Annotated in this window: 11 protein-coding genes; 7 read left to right on the top strand and 4 right to left on the bottom strand. The window is 71.0% G+C overall.

Translation table 11 applies throughout. The features are described 5' to 3' along the window. Positions 1-112: 112 nt before the first annotated feature. The 4 genes from holA to CEK66_RS11595 form a co-directional block, all read right to left on the bottom strand. Positions 113-1,147 (bottom strand): DNA polymerase III subunit delta, encoded by a 1,035-nt coding sequence (gene holA, locus CEK66_RS11610; protein WP_017917515.1) that lies wholly within the window; start codon positions 1,145-1,147, stop codon positions 113-115. A 101-nt stretch (positions 1,148-1,248) separates the two neighbouring features. After that, positions 1,249-1,863 carry an LPS assembly lipoprotein LptE gene (gene lptE / locus CEK66_RS11605; protein WP_017917516.1) on the bottom strand — a complete coding sequence of 205 codons (615 nt, stop codon included), beginning with the start codon at positions 1,861-1,863 and terminating at the stop codon, positions 1,249-1,251. Between the two features lie 124 nt (positions 1,864-1,987). Next, positions 1,988-4,630: a leucine--tRNA ligase gene (gene leuS, locus CEK66_RS11600; protein ID WP_152237009.1), complete on the bottom strand. Its 2,643-nt coding sequence runs from the start codon at positions 4,628-4,630 to the stop codon at positions 1,988-1,990. 221 nt (positions 4,631-4,851) lie between these two features. Continuing rightward, positions 4,852-5,475, bottom strand: a complete 624-nt coding sequence (locus CEK66_RS11595) for a DUF998 domain-containing protein (protein ID WP_152237008.1) — start codon at positions 5,473-5,475, stop codon at positions 4,852-4,854. A gap of 154 nt (positions 5,476-5,629) precedes the next feature. Here CEK66_RS11595 and trxA point away from each other — a divergent pair, with 154 nt between their 5' ends. The 7 genes from trxA to CEK66_RS11560 all read left to right on the top strand — a co-directional run bounded on the left by trxA (position 5,630) and on the right by CEK66_RS11560 (position 14,180). Further along, entirely contained in the window at positions 5,630-6,490 is an 861-nt protein-coding gene (trxA, locus tag CEK66_RS11590) for a thioredoxin (protein WP_267093757.1), read from the top strand. A 156-nt stretch (positions 6,491-6,646) separates the two neighbouring features. Continuing rightward, entirely contained in the window at positions 6,647-8,323 is a 1,677-nt protein-coding gene (locus CEK66_RS11585) for a FecR domain-containing protein (protein ID WP_226978580.1), read from the top strand. Continuing rightward, positions 8,320-9,990, top strand: a complete 1,671-nt coding sequence (locus tag CEK66_RS11580; RefSeq protein WP_152237007.1) for a CHASE2 domain-containing protein — start codon at positions 8,320-8,322, stop codon at positions 9,988-9,990. Before CEK66_RS11585 ends, CEK66_RS11580 begins: the two co-directional genes overlap by 4 nt. Continuing rightward, positions 9,987-10,436 (top strand): DUF4442 domain-containing protein, encoded by a 450-nt coding sequence (locus CEK66_RS11575; protein WP_152182252.1) that lies wholly within the window; start codon positions 9,987-9,989, stop codon positions 10,434-10,436. Before CEK66_RS11580 ends, CEK66_RS11575 begins: the two co-directional genes overlap by 4 nt. 210 nt (positions 10,437-10,646) lie before the next feature. Then, positions 10,647-11,324 (top strand): DUF502 domain-containing protein, encoded by a 678-nt coding sequence (locus CEK66_RS11570; protein WP_017910205.1) that lies wholly within the window; start codon positions 10,647-10,649, stop codon positions 11,322-11,324. Beyond that, on the top strand, positions 11,321-12,103 hold the full coding sequence (locus CEK66_RS11565) for a queuosine precursor transporter (protein WP_193312640.1): 783 nt from the start codon (positions 11,321-11,323) through the stop codon (positions 12,101-12,103). The genes CEK66_RS11570 and CEK66_RS11565 overlap by 4 nt, the downstream gene beginning before the upstream one ends. Before the next feature lie 199 nt (positions 12,104-12,302). Then, positions 12,303-14,180, top strand: a complete 1,878-nt coding sequence (locus CEK66_RS11560) for a DUF885 family protein (RefSeq protein ID WP_152237005.1) — start codon at positions 12,303-12,305, stop codon at positions 14,178-14,180. Positions 14,181-14,279 lie beyond the last annotated feature (99 nt).

Below are 14,279 nucleotides of genomic sequence, written 5' to 3'. Positions count from 1 at the left end.
GAATGGGGAATGGGGAATGGGGAAGAAGCAACAGCCGCGGGCTGCGGGGTCTCTGGCGGAACCGCAGCGCCGCTGTTCCCATTCCCGATTCCCGATTCCCGACTCCCGGCGCTCATACCACCAACAACCGCACCGCCCGCGCCTCGGCGATCGCCAGCAGCAGGCGTTCCAGGGCGATCCAGGCATCGCCGTCGGCGCGGCCCTTGGCGATGCGGTCGATGCGGCCGGCCTCGGCGGCGAAACGTTCCCAGCGGCGCGGTTCGGCGTGGCGCTGCAGCGCGCGCTTGAACGGCGCCTGCCGCGATTCCCAGATGCCCTGCCCCTTCATTTCCGCCGCCAGGTTGCCGCCGGCGGCCTGCACCTTGGCCAGGGCGGCGGTGCGCAGCAGCTCCTTGATCAGGATCGGCAGCAGTGCGGCCACCGCCTCGCCCTCGGCGCGCAGGCCGGCGAGCATGCGCCGCACCGCCGGCGCCTGCCCGCCGAGCGTGGCCTCGGCCAGGCGGAACACGTCGTAGCGGGCGGCATCGGCGACCAGCGACTCCATCGCCGCCACGTCCAGCCCCTGGCCGTCGGCCAGCAGGGCCAGCTTGTCGATCTCCTGCGCCGCCGCCAGCAGGTTGCCTTCCACCCGTTCGGCCAGGCGCTGCACCGCGCCGGCGTCGGCGCGCAGGCCCTTGCTGCGCAGGCGCCGCTCGATCCAGTCGCCCAGTTCGTGCGGCTTGATCGCCCAGGCCACGGCGATGGTGCCGATGCGCGCGACCGCGTCGGCCCACTTGCCCTGGTGCGCCTTGCTCCATTCGTTGCAGGTGATCAGCAGCACCACGTCCGGCGGCGGATCGGCACAGAACGCGCTGATGACCTCGCCGCCCTCCTTGCCGGGCTTGCCGCTGGGCAGGCGCAGCTCGATCAGGCGTTGCGCGCTGAACAGGCTGGGCGCATTGAAGCTGGAATACAGCTGGCCCCAGTCGAAATCGCGACCATCGGCATCGAACACCTCGCGCTCGCCGATGCCGGCAGCGCGCGCGCGGGCGCGCACCGCATCGGCGGCTTCGAGCACGCGCAGGGTTTCCGGACCGGCGATCAGATAGACCGGCTGCAGCGGCTGCGACGCCGGCTGGGTGGCGAGTTGTTCGGGGCGCAGTTCCATGACGACAGCCTACGCTGCTGCAGGCGGAGACGGCGAACGCCATGCGCCGGCAGCGAACGGCGTAGCCGCCGTGCGCGGCGGCGAAGGCAGCAGGGCCAAGCTCAAGGCTGCGGCGTGGTCGCCGGCTTGCCTGCGGCCGGGGTACCGTCGGCCGGCTTGCCTTCCACCGGCGTGCCGTCGGTCGACGGCGGCGCGGCGTTGACGTCCTTGCCGTCGCGCACCTGCGCGCGCACCACGCTGTCGATCCGGCGCAGCATCGAGGCCGACATCTCGCGGCGCAGTTCGTCGGCCAGGATCTCGCGCTCGGTGGAGGTACCGGTGGCGTCGGTCGGCGGGGAGACGTAGTCGCGCGACAGCTCGATCACCTGCTGCGGCACCAGCACGCTGCCGTCGGCGCGGCGGAACAGGAAGATCGCCGCGTAGCGCAGGCTGTATTCCTGGGCGCGGCCTTCGGCGTCGAGCGCGATCGGCAGATCGCCCCAGCGCTCGGACAGCACCTCCAGGCGGGCCACACCGGTGTTGACGTCCTTCGGCGCGATCTGCGCGCCGGCCGCGCGCAGGCCGCGCTCGAGCAGCTTGGCCAGCTCGCTGTACGGCGCCGAGGACACCACCTTCACCGACGGCGTGTCGGCCGGCAGGGTCAGCTTGTTGCGCAGGTGGAAACCGCAGGCGGTCAGGGACGCCGCGAAGACGAGAGCGAGCAGGAGTCGGGTCATGGACACAGTCTGGAGGAGCCGGCTGGGCGCGGCAACAGGCGGCTAGCCTGCCGTACGCCGCGTGAACGCGGGTTGAGACCTGCCGCGCCGCACGGCCGCGACGCGGCCGCAGCGGCGCGCCGGCTCACGCCGCCACCAGGTTCACGATCTTGCCGGGGACGATGATGATCTTGCGGATGCTCAGCCCTTCCAGGAACTTGGCCGCATTCGGCTCGGCCTGGGCCAGCGCCTCGATCTGCTCGCGCGGGGTGTCGGCGCCGACCTCGATGGTGCCGCGCAGCTTGCCGTTGACCTGCACCGCCAGGGTCACCGCATCGCGCACCAGCGCGGCCGGGTCCGGCCGCGGGAACGGCACGTCCTCCAGCAGCGTCGCCGGATGGCCCAGCGCCTGCCACAGCGCGTGGCTGGCGTGCGGGGTGATCGGGTTGAGCAGCAGCACCGCCGCTTCCAGCGCTTCCTGGCGCACCGCGCGGCCCTGATCGCCGGCGTCGTCGAACTTGGCCAGCGCGTTGGTCAGCTCCATCACCGCGGCGATGGCGGTGTTGAAGCTGTGGCGGCGGCCGTAGTCGTCGGCGACCTTGCCGATGGTCTCGTGGGTCTTGCGCCGCAGCGCCTTGTGCTCGGCATTCAGCGCGGCCGGATCCAGCGCCGGCGCGGCGCCGTCGGCGACATGCTTGTGCACCTGCGCCCACAGCCGGCGCAGGAACCGCGCCATGCCGTCCACGCCGGCCTCGTTCCACTCCAGCGACTGCTCCGGCGGCGCGGCGAACATCGAGAACAGGCGCACCGTGTCGGCGCCGTACTTGCCGACCATCGCCTGCGGATCCACGCCGTTGTTCTTGGACTTGGACATCTTCTCGGTGCCGCCGATCAGCACCGGCTGGCCGTCGCCGCGGTGCACCGCGCCGATCACCCGCGCCTTGTCGTCGCGCTGCACGTCCACGTCGGCCGGGTTGATCCAGTCCTTGGAACCGTCCGGGTTCTGCCGGTAGAAGGTCTCGGCGATCACCATGCCCTGGGTCAGCAGGTTGGTCGCCGGCTCGTCGCTGTCCACCAGGCGCGCGTCGCGCAGCAGCTTGTGGAAGAAGCGGAAGTACATCAGGTGCAGGATCGCGTGCTCGATGCCGCCGATGTACTGGTCCACCGGCAGCCAGTAGTTGCCGCGCTTGTCGACCATGTCCTTGGCGCCGGGCGAGGTGTAGCGCGCGTAGTACCAGCTCGACTCCATGAAGGTGTCGAAGGTGTCGGTCTCGCGCTCGGCCGCCGCGCCGCACTGCGGGCAGGTGGTCTTGCGCCATTCCGGGTCGGTCTTCAGCGGCGAGCCGGTGCCGCTCAGGGCCACGTTCTCCGGCAGCAGCACCGGCAACTGGTCCTCGGGGACCGGCACCGCGCCGCAGCTCTGGCAATAGATCACCGGGATCGGGCAGCCCCAGTAGCGCTGGCGGCTGACGCCCCAGTCGCGCAGGCGGTAGTTGACCCGACGCTGGCCCTGGCCCTTGCGCTCGAAGCGCTCGGCCAGCGCCTCGAACGCGCCCTGGAAGTCCAGCCCGTCGAACTCGGCGGAATTGACCAGTTCCAGTTCGCGGGTCTTGTCGCCGTACCAGTCCTGCCAGCGGCTCGGGTCGTAGCTGCGCTCGTCGTCGTTCTTCGGCGCCTTCAGCGCGATCACCTGGCGGATCGGCAGGGCGTACTTGCTGGCGAATTCGAAATCGCGCTGGTCGTGGCCGGGCACCGCCATCACCGCGCCGGTGCCGTAGCCCATCAGCACGAAGTTGGCGACCCACACCGGCACCTGCTCGCCGCTGATCGGGTGCACCGCGGTCAGGCCAGTGGCCATGCCGCGCTTTTCCTGGGTTTCCAGTTCGGCTTCGGAGACGCCGCCCTGCTTCAGCTCGGCCAGCAGTGCGGCCAGCTCGGGATTGGACTTGGCCGCGTGCAGCGCCAGCGGATGCTCGCTGGCGATGGACACGAAGGTCACGCCCATCAGCGTGTCCGGGCGCGTGGTGAACACGCGCAGCGGGTCCAGCGCGCTGCCGTCGGCGTCGCGCACGTCGAACTGGATCTCCAGGCCCTCGGAGCGGCCGATCCAGTTGCGCTGCATGGTCTTGACCGACTCCGGCCAGCCCGGCAACTGGTCCAGGCCGTCCAGCAGTTCCTGCGCGTAGTCGGTGATGCGCAGGAACCACTGCGGGATCTCGCGCTTTTCCACCAGCGCGCCGGAGCGCCAGCCGCGGCCGTCGATGACCTGCTCGTTGGCCAGCACGGTCTGGTCGATCGGGTCCCAGTTGACCACCGCGTTGCGGCGGTAGGCCAGGCCCTTGCGCATCAGCCGGGTGAACATGCGCTGCTCGTGTACGTAGTACTCCGGCCGGCAGGTGGCGAACTCGCGCGACCAGTCGATGGCGTAGCCCAGCGACTTGAGCTGGCTGCGCATGTGGTCGATGTTGGCGTAGGTCCACTTCGCCGGCGCGGTCTTGTTTTTGATCGCCGCGTTCTCGGCCGGCAGGCCGAACGCGTCCCAGCCCATCGGCTGCAGCACGTTCTTGCCGATCATGCGCTGGTAGCGGCTGATCACGTCGCCGATGGTGTAGTTGCGCACGTGGCCCATGTGCAGCGCCCCGGATGGGTACGGCAGCATCGACAGGCAGTAGAACTTGGGCTTGTCGGAGGTCTCGTCGACCTCGAAGGCGCGGGTGGCGTCCCAGAACTGCTGGGCGGAGGATTCGACCTGCTGCGGGTCGTAGGCGGTGGGCTCGACGGCGGACATGGAAACGGGCAAGGGCCAGGCGGCAACAAAGCGGCCAAGGGTACCGTAGCGCGGCAAGCCGCTCCAATCCCGGCGACGGGCGGCAGCGGCGCGGGACGCCGCGGCGGCGCCTGGCAGGCGCCGGAACCGCGGCTGCAACGCGATTGGCGACGCCGGGCCGCACGCCGGCGTCGGTCCTGCGGCAGCCCGCCTCGAAGGCCGACTGCGCAAGCCCGACCGGGTCAGCCGCGGTGCGGGACCCTCGTTGGCCCCGGCCACCAGGCCAGCAACGCCAGCCAGCCCCACCACAGCAGGAACACCAGCCGCTGCGCCAGCGCCGGCGACAGCAGCCGATCCAGCGCGAACGCGCCCAGCGTCACCAGCAGCGCCATCGCCAACGCCAGCGCGGCCCAGCCGCGCGCGGTCGGATCGCGGCGCGCGCCCAGCCCCAGCAGGGCCGCGGCCGCCACCAGGGCCACCACCCACAGCAACCACGCGCTGGCATGCAACTGGGTCGCGCGCGCGTCCAGGTCGGTCGGATCCAGCGGCAGCAGGCCCATGCCGGCGAAAGCTAGGCCGGCCAACAGCAGCAACTGCCCACCAACGCGCAACGACCAGGGCGCGTGGAGGCCGGCGCGGCGCAGCAGCCGCAGCGCCAGCGCCATCGCCAGGCCCCCGGGCAACACGAATGCCAACAGGTTGAACGCCCAGGCGTGCGGGATGCCGCGCGCGCCGAGCAGGGCCAGCGGATGCGACCACGGCAGATAGCCGGGCAGCACCGCGCCGAAGCCCAGCATCGCCGCCACCGCGGCCACCGCCAGCAGCGGCCCGATCCAGCGCAGCACCCGTTCGCTCACCTCGCCCATCCGTTCCCGTCCTTTCGCGCCGGCATGGCGCCTCCAGCCGGGCATTGTCGCCGCTGCGGCCGCGGCCGGCACGCGCGGCGTGGCGCCGCCGCCCTTGCATCGGCGCCGCGGCGCCTCCATACAAAGCGTCCTCTCGCCTGCGATGACACTGCCCATGTCCGACACGCCCCACGTTTTCGACGCCAAGACCGAGACCTTCGAAGCCGACGTGCTGCAGCGCTCGCTGCAGACCCCGGTGCTGGTGGACTTCTGGGCGCCCTGGTGCGGCCCGTGCAAGACCCTGAGCCCGATCCTGGAAAAGCTGGCGGCCGAGTACAACGGCGGCTTCGTGCTGGCCAAGGTCGACGTGGACCAGGAGCAGCAGATCGCGGCGGCGTTCCAGATCCGCTCGGTGCCGACCGTGTTCCTGGTCAAGGGCGGGCAACTGGTCGACGGCTTCCCCGGCGCCCTGCCGGAGGGCCAGTTGCGCGAGTTCCTGACCCAGCACGGGATCGCGCCGCTGGCGGCGCAGGAACCGGCCGAGGACGTGCCGGCGGCGCCGCTGGATCCGCAGGCCGAGGTACAGCGCCTGCGCGAGGCGGTGGCGGCCGAGCCGGACAAGGACGAACTGAAGCTGGATCTGGCCCTGGCCCTGGTCAAGGTCGGCGCCGCCGCCGAGGCCGAGACCCTGATCGACGCACTGCCGGCCAATCTCGCCACCGACGAGCGCGCGGTGCGGGCACGGGCGCGACTGGGCTTCGTCGGCGCGCTGCAGGCCGCCCCGCCGCTGGAGACCCTGCAGGCCACGCTGGCGCAGGATCCGGCCGATCTCAAGGCGCGCTACCTGCTGGGCGTGCGCCACCTTGTCGGCGGCGACGACGCGGCCGCGCTGGAACAGTTCCTGGAGATGCTGCGCCAGGACCGCACGTTCGAGGACGGCCTGCCGAAGAAGGCGCTGATCGATGCGTTCCGGGTGATCGAGGACGAGGATCTGGTCGGGCAGTACCGTCGGAAGATGTCCGCCCTGTTGTTCTGAGATTACAATCTCAGGTCCAGCGGCTGACTACGGCGTCTCCAGCCGCTGCGACGGACGGACGCGACCCGGCCTGACCCCAGGATGCCGCGATCAGGGACGAACGCTGCCTGCAGCCCCGCAGGCAGCGCCGGCCTGGTCTTTTGCCGGATGTATGCCGTGAACCAGTTCGATCGCCGCATGGCCTCGCCCACCCGCACCTCGTGGGCAGGCGCACGCAGACTGGCCGGCCTGCTGTGCTGGATTGGCCTGCTGCTCGCCCCCACTGCGATGGCGCAGGACTGGCACTACCGGGTGCGCCCCGGCGATACGCTCTGGGATCTCGGCCGGCTGTATCTGCGCCCGGGCATGGACTGGGCACGGTTGGGCCAACACAACCAGGTCGCCGATCCGCAGCGGCTGGTGCCGGGATCGCGCCTGCGGTTTCCGATCGCCTGGCTGCGCGTGCAACCGGCGCCGGCGCGGCTGGTCGCCCTGCGTGGACAGATCAGCGTGCAGACCGCCGACCAGGCGACGCTCTCGGCGCAGCAAGGCATGCCGCTGCCGATCGGCAGCGCCCTGCAGACCGGTGCCGATGCCAGCGCGACCGTGCAGTTCGCCGACGGCTCGCGCATGCAGGTGCGCGAGAACAGCCTGGTGCGCTTCGACCAGCTCGTCCGCTACGGCGCCACCGGCATGGTCGATACCCGCGTGCGGCTGGAAAAGGGCCGCACCAGCAACGACGTCATCCCCGCCACCGGCCCCGCCTCGCGCTACATCATCCAGACCCCGTCCAGCACCAGCAGCGTGCGCGGCACCCGCTTCCGGGTCGGCGCCGGCAGCGACAGCGCGTTCGCCAGCACCGAGGTGCTGCAGGGCGCGGTGCGCGTCGCCGGCCAGGGCGGCCAGCGCCTGCTGCAGCCAGGCGAGGCGGCGCGGGTCGCCACCGGCTCGGCGCCGCGGCAGGAAGCGCTGCTGCCGGCGCCGATCCTGGACCTGGCGCACAGTCGGCTGCAGCGCCCGCCCTACCTGCTCGCCTGGGCGCCGCTGGCCGGCGCCAGCCACTACCGCCTCGAGGCGGTGGACGCGCAGCAACGCGAGGTGCTGCGCTTCGCCCAGGAAACCGAGGCCACCGCACTGGCGCTGGACGCGCTGCCGGCCGGCGACCTGCGGCTGCTGCTGCGCGGCGTCACCGCCACCGGCGTGGAAGGCGAGGACGCCGAGCAGCCGCTGCAGGTCTCGGCCACGCCGCTGCCGCCGCTGACCGTGCAGCCGCTGCACGAGCAGCAACTGCGCATCGCGCGGCCGCGCTTCGCCTGGACCCGCAACCCGGAGGCGACCAGCAGCGTGCTGCAAGTGGCGCGCGATGCGCAGTTCCAGGACCTGCTGCTGGAGCAGCAGACCGACGCGACCCATCTGCGCGCGCCGCAGCCCCTGCCGCCCGGCACCTACTTCTGGCGCCTCGCCTCGCGCGATGCGCAAGGCCGGCAAGGCCCGTTCGGGCAGGCGCTGACGCTGCATCTCAGCGATACGCCGGTCGATCCCGGCCTGGCGCCGGCGCAGGCCGAGCGCAGCACGCTGACCCTGCGCTGGCAGCCGGATCCGGACGCACACCATTACCGGGTGCAGCTGGCGCGCGATCCTGCGTTCCGCCGCGACCTGCTCGAACGCACCGTGACCCAGCCGCAGGTCGCGCTGCCGCGGCCGCGCCGCGGCACCTGGTACGTGCGTATCCAGACCCTGGACGCCGACGGCGAGGCCGCGCCGTTCTCGACGCCGCAGACGCTGGACCTGCCCTGCCGCTACTGCAAACTCGGCATGGCCGGCGGCGCGCTGCTGCTGTGGCTGGCGTTGTGAACGCCACGCTGCTGCGACACGTGCTGGTGGCGCTCGTCGCAGCCGCACTGGCCGCGGCACTGAGCCTGGGCGATGTCACCGGGCGACTGGACAACGCGCTGTACGACGCGGCAATCGCGCAGGCGCCGCGTCCGGCCGATCCGCGCATGCTGCTGATCGCCATCGACGACCGCAGCCTGCAGGCACTCGGCCAGTGGCCATGGCGACGCGACCTGCACGCGCGCCTGCTCGACCGGCTCAGCGCAGCGGGCACCGAGCGGGTGGCGCTGGATCTGCTGTTCAGCGAACCCGACCTGCAACACGCCGACGACGATGCGCGCCTGGCCGCGGCGCTGCGGCGCAATGGCCGCACCGTGCTGCCGGTGATCGGCAGCGCCAGCGGTGCGGACATGCCGCAGGAGCTGCTGCCGATCCCCGCCATCGCCACCGCCGCGGCGGCGCTGGCGCACACCGACCTCGCCGTCGATGCCGACGGCATCGCGCGCGGCGTCTACCTGCGCGCCGGGCTCGGCAGTGCGCACTGGCCGGCGCTGGCCGCGGCCCTCACCGGCCGCGCGCTGCCGCCGGCGCCGGCCACCACCGACGCACCCTATGCCTGGCATCGCGCGGACTACGTCGGCCTGCGTTTCGCCGCGCCGTCGGCAGCGTTCGCGCAGGTGTCCTACGTCGACGTCGTGCAGGGCCGGATTCCGCCGCAGTCGCTGCGCGGACGCCTGGCGATCGTCGGCGTCACCGCCACCGGTCTGGGGCAGCGGGTGATGACGCCGATGTCCGATGCGCGCTGGATGAGCGCGCCCGAATACCAGGCCAACGTCGCGGCGATGCTGTTGCGCGGCGACCCGATCCTGCCGTCGTCGCGCACTGCCCAGGTGGCCGGGTCGACGCTGCTGGTGCTGCTGGCCTGCCTGGGCACGCAGTGCGCCGGTGGGCGCCGACGGCGCTGGCTGGTGCCGCTGGCGAGCATGGCGGTGGTCGCCGGCGGCAGCCTGCTGTGGCTGCTGCTCGGCAGCCGCTGGTTCGCGCCAGGGGCGGCCCTGCTCGCCCTGGCCATCGTCGCCGCCGGTCAGTTGTGCCTGCACGCGGCACGCTGGCGCCGCCAGGCGCATCGCGACGCCCTGACCGGGCTGGTGAACCGCCACGGCTTCGAACAGGCGTTCGCCCAGGCGCTGGACGAGGCGCGGCGCAGCGGCCGGCCGCTGACGCTGATCATCGTCGATGTGGATCATTTCAAGCGCTACAACGACACCCTGGGCCATCGCACCGGCGACCGCGCGCTGAAGCTGGTGGCCGCCGCGGTGGCGCGGCATGCGCGACATCCGCGCGAGGTCGCCGCGCGCTTTGGCGGCGACGAGTTCGCCATGATCCTGCCCGCCACCGATGCCGCCGATGCCAGCCGCATCGCCGCGGCGCTGGTCGAGGAGATCCGCGGGCTGTCGCTGCGCGCGCCGAACGGCAGCGTCGCCATCACTGCGAGCCTGGGCGTGCACAGCGCCACCGCGACAGCGCTCACGTCGGAGCGCGCGTTCTTCGAATCCGCCGACGCGGCGCTGTACCGGGTCAAGCGCGACGGACGCGACGGCTACGCGCTCAGCGACGCGACACCAGCACACCATACGCATGCGTCTGGTAACCTGCCGCACTCCGATCCACCCACTGCCGCGCAATGAAGCCATCGCTGTTCCGCCTGGGCCTGAACCTGTGGCCGCCGTTCCTGTGCGCCGGCATCCATGTGACCGAACTGAGCGCGGACTACCGCCACGCCCGCGTCGAACTGCGCATGCGCCCGTGGAACCGCAACTACGTGGGCACCCATTTCGGCGGCAGCCTGTTCGCCATGACCGATCCGTTCTGGATGCTGCTGACCATGCAGAACCTGGGGCGCGACTACTACGTCTGGGACAAGGCCGGCAGCATCGAGTTCGTACGCCCGGGCCGCGGCACGGTCAGCGCGCAGTTCGACCTGGACCAGGCGCTGCTGGACGAACTGCGCGCGGCCACCGCCAGCGGCGACAAGCATCTGCGCTGGTTCGAGACCGACGTCGTCGACGCCCAGGGCGAGGTGGTGGCGCGGACGCGCAAGCAGCTGTACGTCAAGCGCAAGCCGCCGCGTTAGCGCGCCTGCCGCCCGCGGGTTCGCCAAGGCCGGCGCCGCCTCCACGCAGGCCGACACACATCGCTTGCGATACCGACCGCGCCGTCAGCGTGCGCGGCGTCGCGAGGCGGGCCGCATGGGCGGGCCCCGGCCCAATCGCAGCTGCACGGCCGCGCCACGAGACCATGCGGCGCCGCACCAACGGCCATCACGCGCCGCTACACTACGCGGATGTCGCCCGATCTCTCCGCTCCCGCCCCCCGCCCGTCCCTGCAACGGCTGTTCTTCACCGGCCTGCTGACCCTGTTGCCGATCTGGCTGACCTGGGTGGTGGTCAAGTTCGTGTTCGTGCTGCTCTCGGGCATCAGCAGCCCCTGGGTGGTGCCGCTGTCGGTGCGCATCGCCGCCTCGTTCCCGCGCGAGCTGGGCTGGGCCACCGCGCAATGGGTGCAGAACACCATCGCCCTGATCGCCACCCTGGCGGTGATCCTGCTGGTCGGCATCCTCAGCCGGCGCATGATCGGCCAGCGCCTGCTGCGCTGGTTCGAGGCCGTGATGCGCCGCATCCCGCTGGCCAGCGTGGTCTACGACAGCGTGCGCAAGCTGGTGGACATCCTGCAGACCCAGCCCGGCAGCACCCAGCGCGTGGTGCTGATCGACTTCCCGCACCGGGACATGAAGTCGGTGGGCCTGGTCACGCGGGTGATCAAGGAACACGGCACCGGCCGCGAGCTGGCCGCGGTGTACGTGCCGACCACGCCCAACCCGACCTCCGGCTACCTGGAAATCGTGCCGGTGGAACTGCTCACGCCCACCGACTGGAGCGTGGACCAGGCCATGAGCTTCATCATCTCCGGCGGCGCGGTGTCGCCGGAGAGCGTGCCCTTCACCCGCACCGTGGACCGCTGACGCCGATGCGCCGCGGCACGCTCGACGATCGCGCGGTCCGGCTGTTCATCGCCCTGGCGGCGTTCTTCTGCGTCAACGCCGCGCTGGCCGAGTTCATCGGGGTCAAGATCTTCGCCCTGGAAGACACCCTGGGCATCGCGCCGCTGAACTGGAACCTGTTCGGGCAGACGGGCTCGATGAACTTCACCGCCGGTACCCTGCTGTGGCCGCTGGTGTTCATCCTCACCGACACCATCAACGAGTTCTTCGGCCGCCGCGGCGTGCGCTTCATCTCCTGGCTGGCGGTGGGGCTGATCGGCTACGGCTTCCTGTTCGCCTTCGCCGCGATCGCGCTGGCCCCAGCCGGCTTCTGGGTCACCGCGGCGCAACACCAGGGCGTGCCCGACTACCAGGCCGCGTTCGCCGCGGTGTTCGGCCAGGGCATGTGGACCATCGCCGGCTCGCTGGTCGCATTCATGGCCGGCCAGCTGATCGACGTGGCGGTGTTCCACCGCATCCGCAACGTGACCGGGGAGAAGCACGTGTGGCTGCGCGCCACCGGCTCCACCGCGGTCTCGCAGCTGATCGACAGCTTCGTGGTGATCTACATCGCCTTCGTGCTCGGCCCGCAGCACTGGTCGATGCAGCTGTTCCTGGCGGTGAGCACGCTGAACTACATCTGCAAGATGCTGCTGGCGGTGCTGCTGATCCCGCTGCTGTACCTGATGCGGCGGCTGATCACCGACTATCTGACCCCCGAACGCGCCGAACAACTGCGCGAGGAAGCCGCCGCCGACTGAACGCCGGCACACGCGCGAGCGCACCGCACGCGCTTGCGCGCGGCCATCGTGCAGCGCCGCAGAGGCCGCTGCCGCCTGGCCCGTCGCGACACGGCGCCCGCCCGCGACAGGGCGGTGGGCGCCCGCAGGCAGCCGCCATGGGTGGCCTCGGCGGTGCGGATCGGGCAAGCTCCCCGCTCGCTTGTCGTTGGAGCCCGCAATGCCGCCCCGCTTTTCCCGCCTGCTGTCCCTGGCCATCGCCACCGCCCTGAGCCTGTCGCTGGCGGCCCCGGCGGACGCGGCCAAGAAGAAGACCACCAAGCAGACCACCGCGCAGACCCGCGCCAAGGCGAGCAAGGCCCGCAAGGCGCGGCCGGCGCCGGCCCCGGTGGTGCTGACCAAGGCGCAACAGCTGAACCGGCTGTACGACGACTACTGGGAAGCCTCGCTCAAGCTCAATCCGCTGCAGGCGACCTTCCAGGGCGACAGCCGCTACAACGACCAGTTGCCGAACTTCCTCTCGGCCGCGTTCCGCCAGCAGTCGCACGACTTCACCGTGGAGTGGCTGGGCAAGGCCGAGGCGATCGGCAAGGACGGCCTCAGCGGCCAGGACCTGCTCAGCTACGAGATCTTCGTCGGCGACGCGCGCAACGCGCTGGAGGCGGAGAAGTACCCGAGCTGGATGCAGCCGGTGAACCAGTTCTACAACGTCGGCAGCATCATGGTGATGCTCGGCTCCGGCACCGGCGCGCAGCCGTTCCGCACGGTCAAGGATTACGACAACTGGTCGCGGCGCGCGCTCGGCATCCCGGCGCTGTTCGACCAGGCCATCGCCAACATGCGCGAAGGCATGAAGGCCGGCGTGGTGCAGCCGCGCGCGCTGATGGAGAAGGTGCTGCCGCAGTTGGATGCGATCATCAAGCCCACCGCCGAGGAGAGCCTGTTCTGGGGCCCGGTGCGCAACCTGCCGGCGGACATTCCGGAGGCCGAGAAGCAGCGCATCACCGCCGAATACAAGCGCATGATCGAGTACCGGATCATGCCCGCCTACCGCGCGCTGCGCGGCTTCATCGCCACCGAATATCTGCCGGCCACGCGCAATACCGCCGGCATCGGCGCCCTGCCCGGCGGCGATGCCTGGTACGCCTGGAACGTGCGCCAGAGCACCACCACCGACCTGACCCCCGCCCAGATCCACCAGATCGGCCTGGACGAGGTGGCGCGCATCCAGGGCCAGATCCAGGCGGTGATGAAGCAGGTGCGCTTCCGCGGCTCGATGCAGAAGTTCTTCAAGTTCATGCAGACCGACAAGCGCTTCACCTTCAAGAGCGAGGACGAGCTGCTGAGCTACTACCGCGGCCTGGAAGGCCGGGTCGACGCGGTTGTGCCGCGCATGTTCTCGCTCAAGCCCAAGGCCGCGTTCGAGATCCGCCCGGTGGAGCCTTACCGCGCGCAGTCGGCCGCCAGCGGCTCGTACATGCGTCCCAGCGAGGATGGCCGCCCCGGCATCTTCTACGTCAACACCTACGACCTGCCCAGCCGCAAGACCTGGGATGCGGAAGACCTGTACCTGCACGAGGCCATTCCCGGCCACCACTTCCAGCTCGGCCTGCAGCAGGAGCTGACCAACCTGCCCAAGTTCCGCCGCTTCGGCGGCGAGACCGCCTTCATCGAAGGCTGGGGCCTGTACGCCGAATCGCTGGGCAAGGACCTGGGCCTGTACCAGGATCCCTACAACTATTTCGGCTACCTGCAGAACGAGCTGTGGCGCGCGATCCGCCTGGTGGTGGACACCGGCCTGCACAGCAAGGGCTGGACCCGCGAGCAGGTGATCGACTACATGCTGCAGAACTCGGCCACCAGCCGCACCGACGCCGAAGCCGAGGCCGAGCGCTACATGGCCATCCCCGGCCAGGCGCTGTCCTACAAGATCGGCGAGATGAAGATCATGCAACTGCGCGACTACGCCCGCGCGCAACTCGGCGACAAGTTCGATATCCGCGAATTCCACGCCGAAGTGCTGAAGGATGGCTCGGTACCGCTGAACGTGCTGCAGGAAAAGATCGAGCGCTGGGTGGCGAGCAAGAAGAAGGGGTGAGCGGGAAGCCGCTACTCCCGCGGAACATGCGACCTGAGGCGTCGCGGGATCGCTGCAGGAGCGGCTTCAGCCGCGATGGGGCCTTCCTGGTGAAGCCCG

Source organism: Xanthomonas sp. LMG 12460 (assembly GCF_009192895.1).
GTDB classification, from domain to species: domain Bacteria; phylum Pseudomonadota; class Gammaproteobacteria; order Xanthomonadales; family Xanthomonadaceae; genus Xanthomonas_A; species Xanthomonas_A sontii.
This window is presented reverse-complemented; position numbering and strand designations above follow the sequence as displayed.

Bases quoted from the DNA above. Each gene is read 5' to 3' on its own strand.
- holA (WP_017917515.1), bottom strand. From the start codon at position 1,147: ATGGAACTGCGCCCCGAACAACTCGCCACCCAGCCGGCGTCGCAGCCG.
- CEK66_RS11595 (WP_152237008.1), bottom strand. From the start codon at position 5,475: ATGGGCGAGGTGAGCGAACGGGTGCTGCGCTGGATCGGGCCGCTGCTG.
- trxA (WP_267093757.1), top strand. From the start codon at position 5,630: ATGTCCGACACGCCCCACGTTTTCGACGCCAAGACCGAGACCTTCGAA.
- CEK66_RS11560 (WP_152237005.1), top strand. From the start codon at position 12,303: ATGCCGCCCCGCTTTTCCCGCCTGCTGTCCCTGGCCATCGCCACCGCC.
- leuS (WP_152237009.1), bottom strand. From the start codon at position 4,630: ATGTCCGCCGTCGAGCCCACCGCCTACGACCCGCAGCAGGTCGAATCC.
- CEK66_RS11575 (WP_152182252.1), top strand. From the start codon at position 9,987: ATGAAGCCATCGCTGTTCCGCCTGGGCCTGAACCTGTGGCCGCCGTTC.
- CEK66_RS11570 (WP_017910205.1), top strand. From the start codon at position 10,647: ATGTCGCCCGATCTCTCCGCTCCCGCCCCCCGCCCGTCCCTGCAACGG.
- lptE (WP_017917516.1), bottom strand. From the start codon at position 1,863: ATGACCCGACTCCTGCTCGCTCTCGTCTTCGCGGCGTCCCTGACCGCC.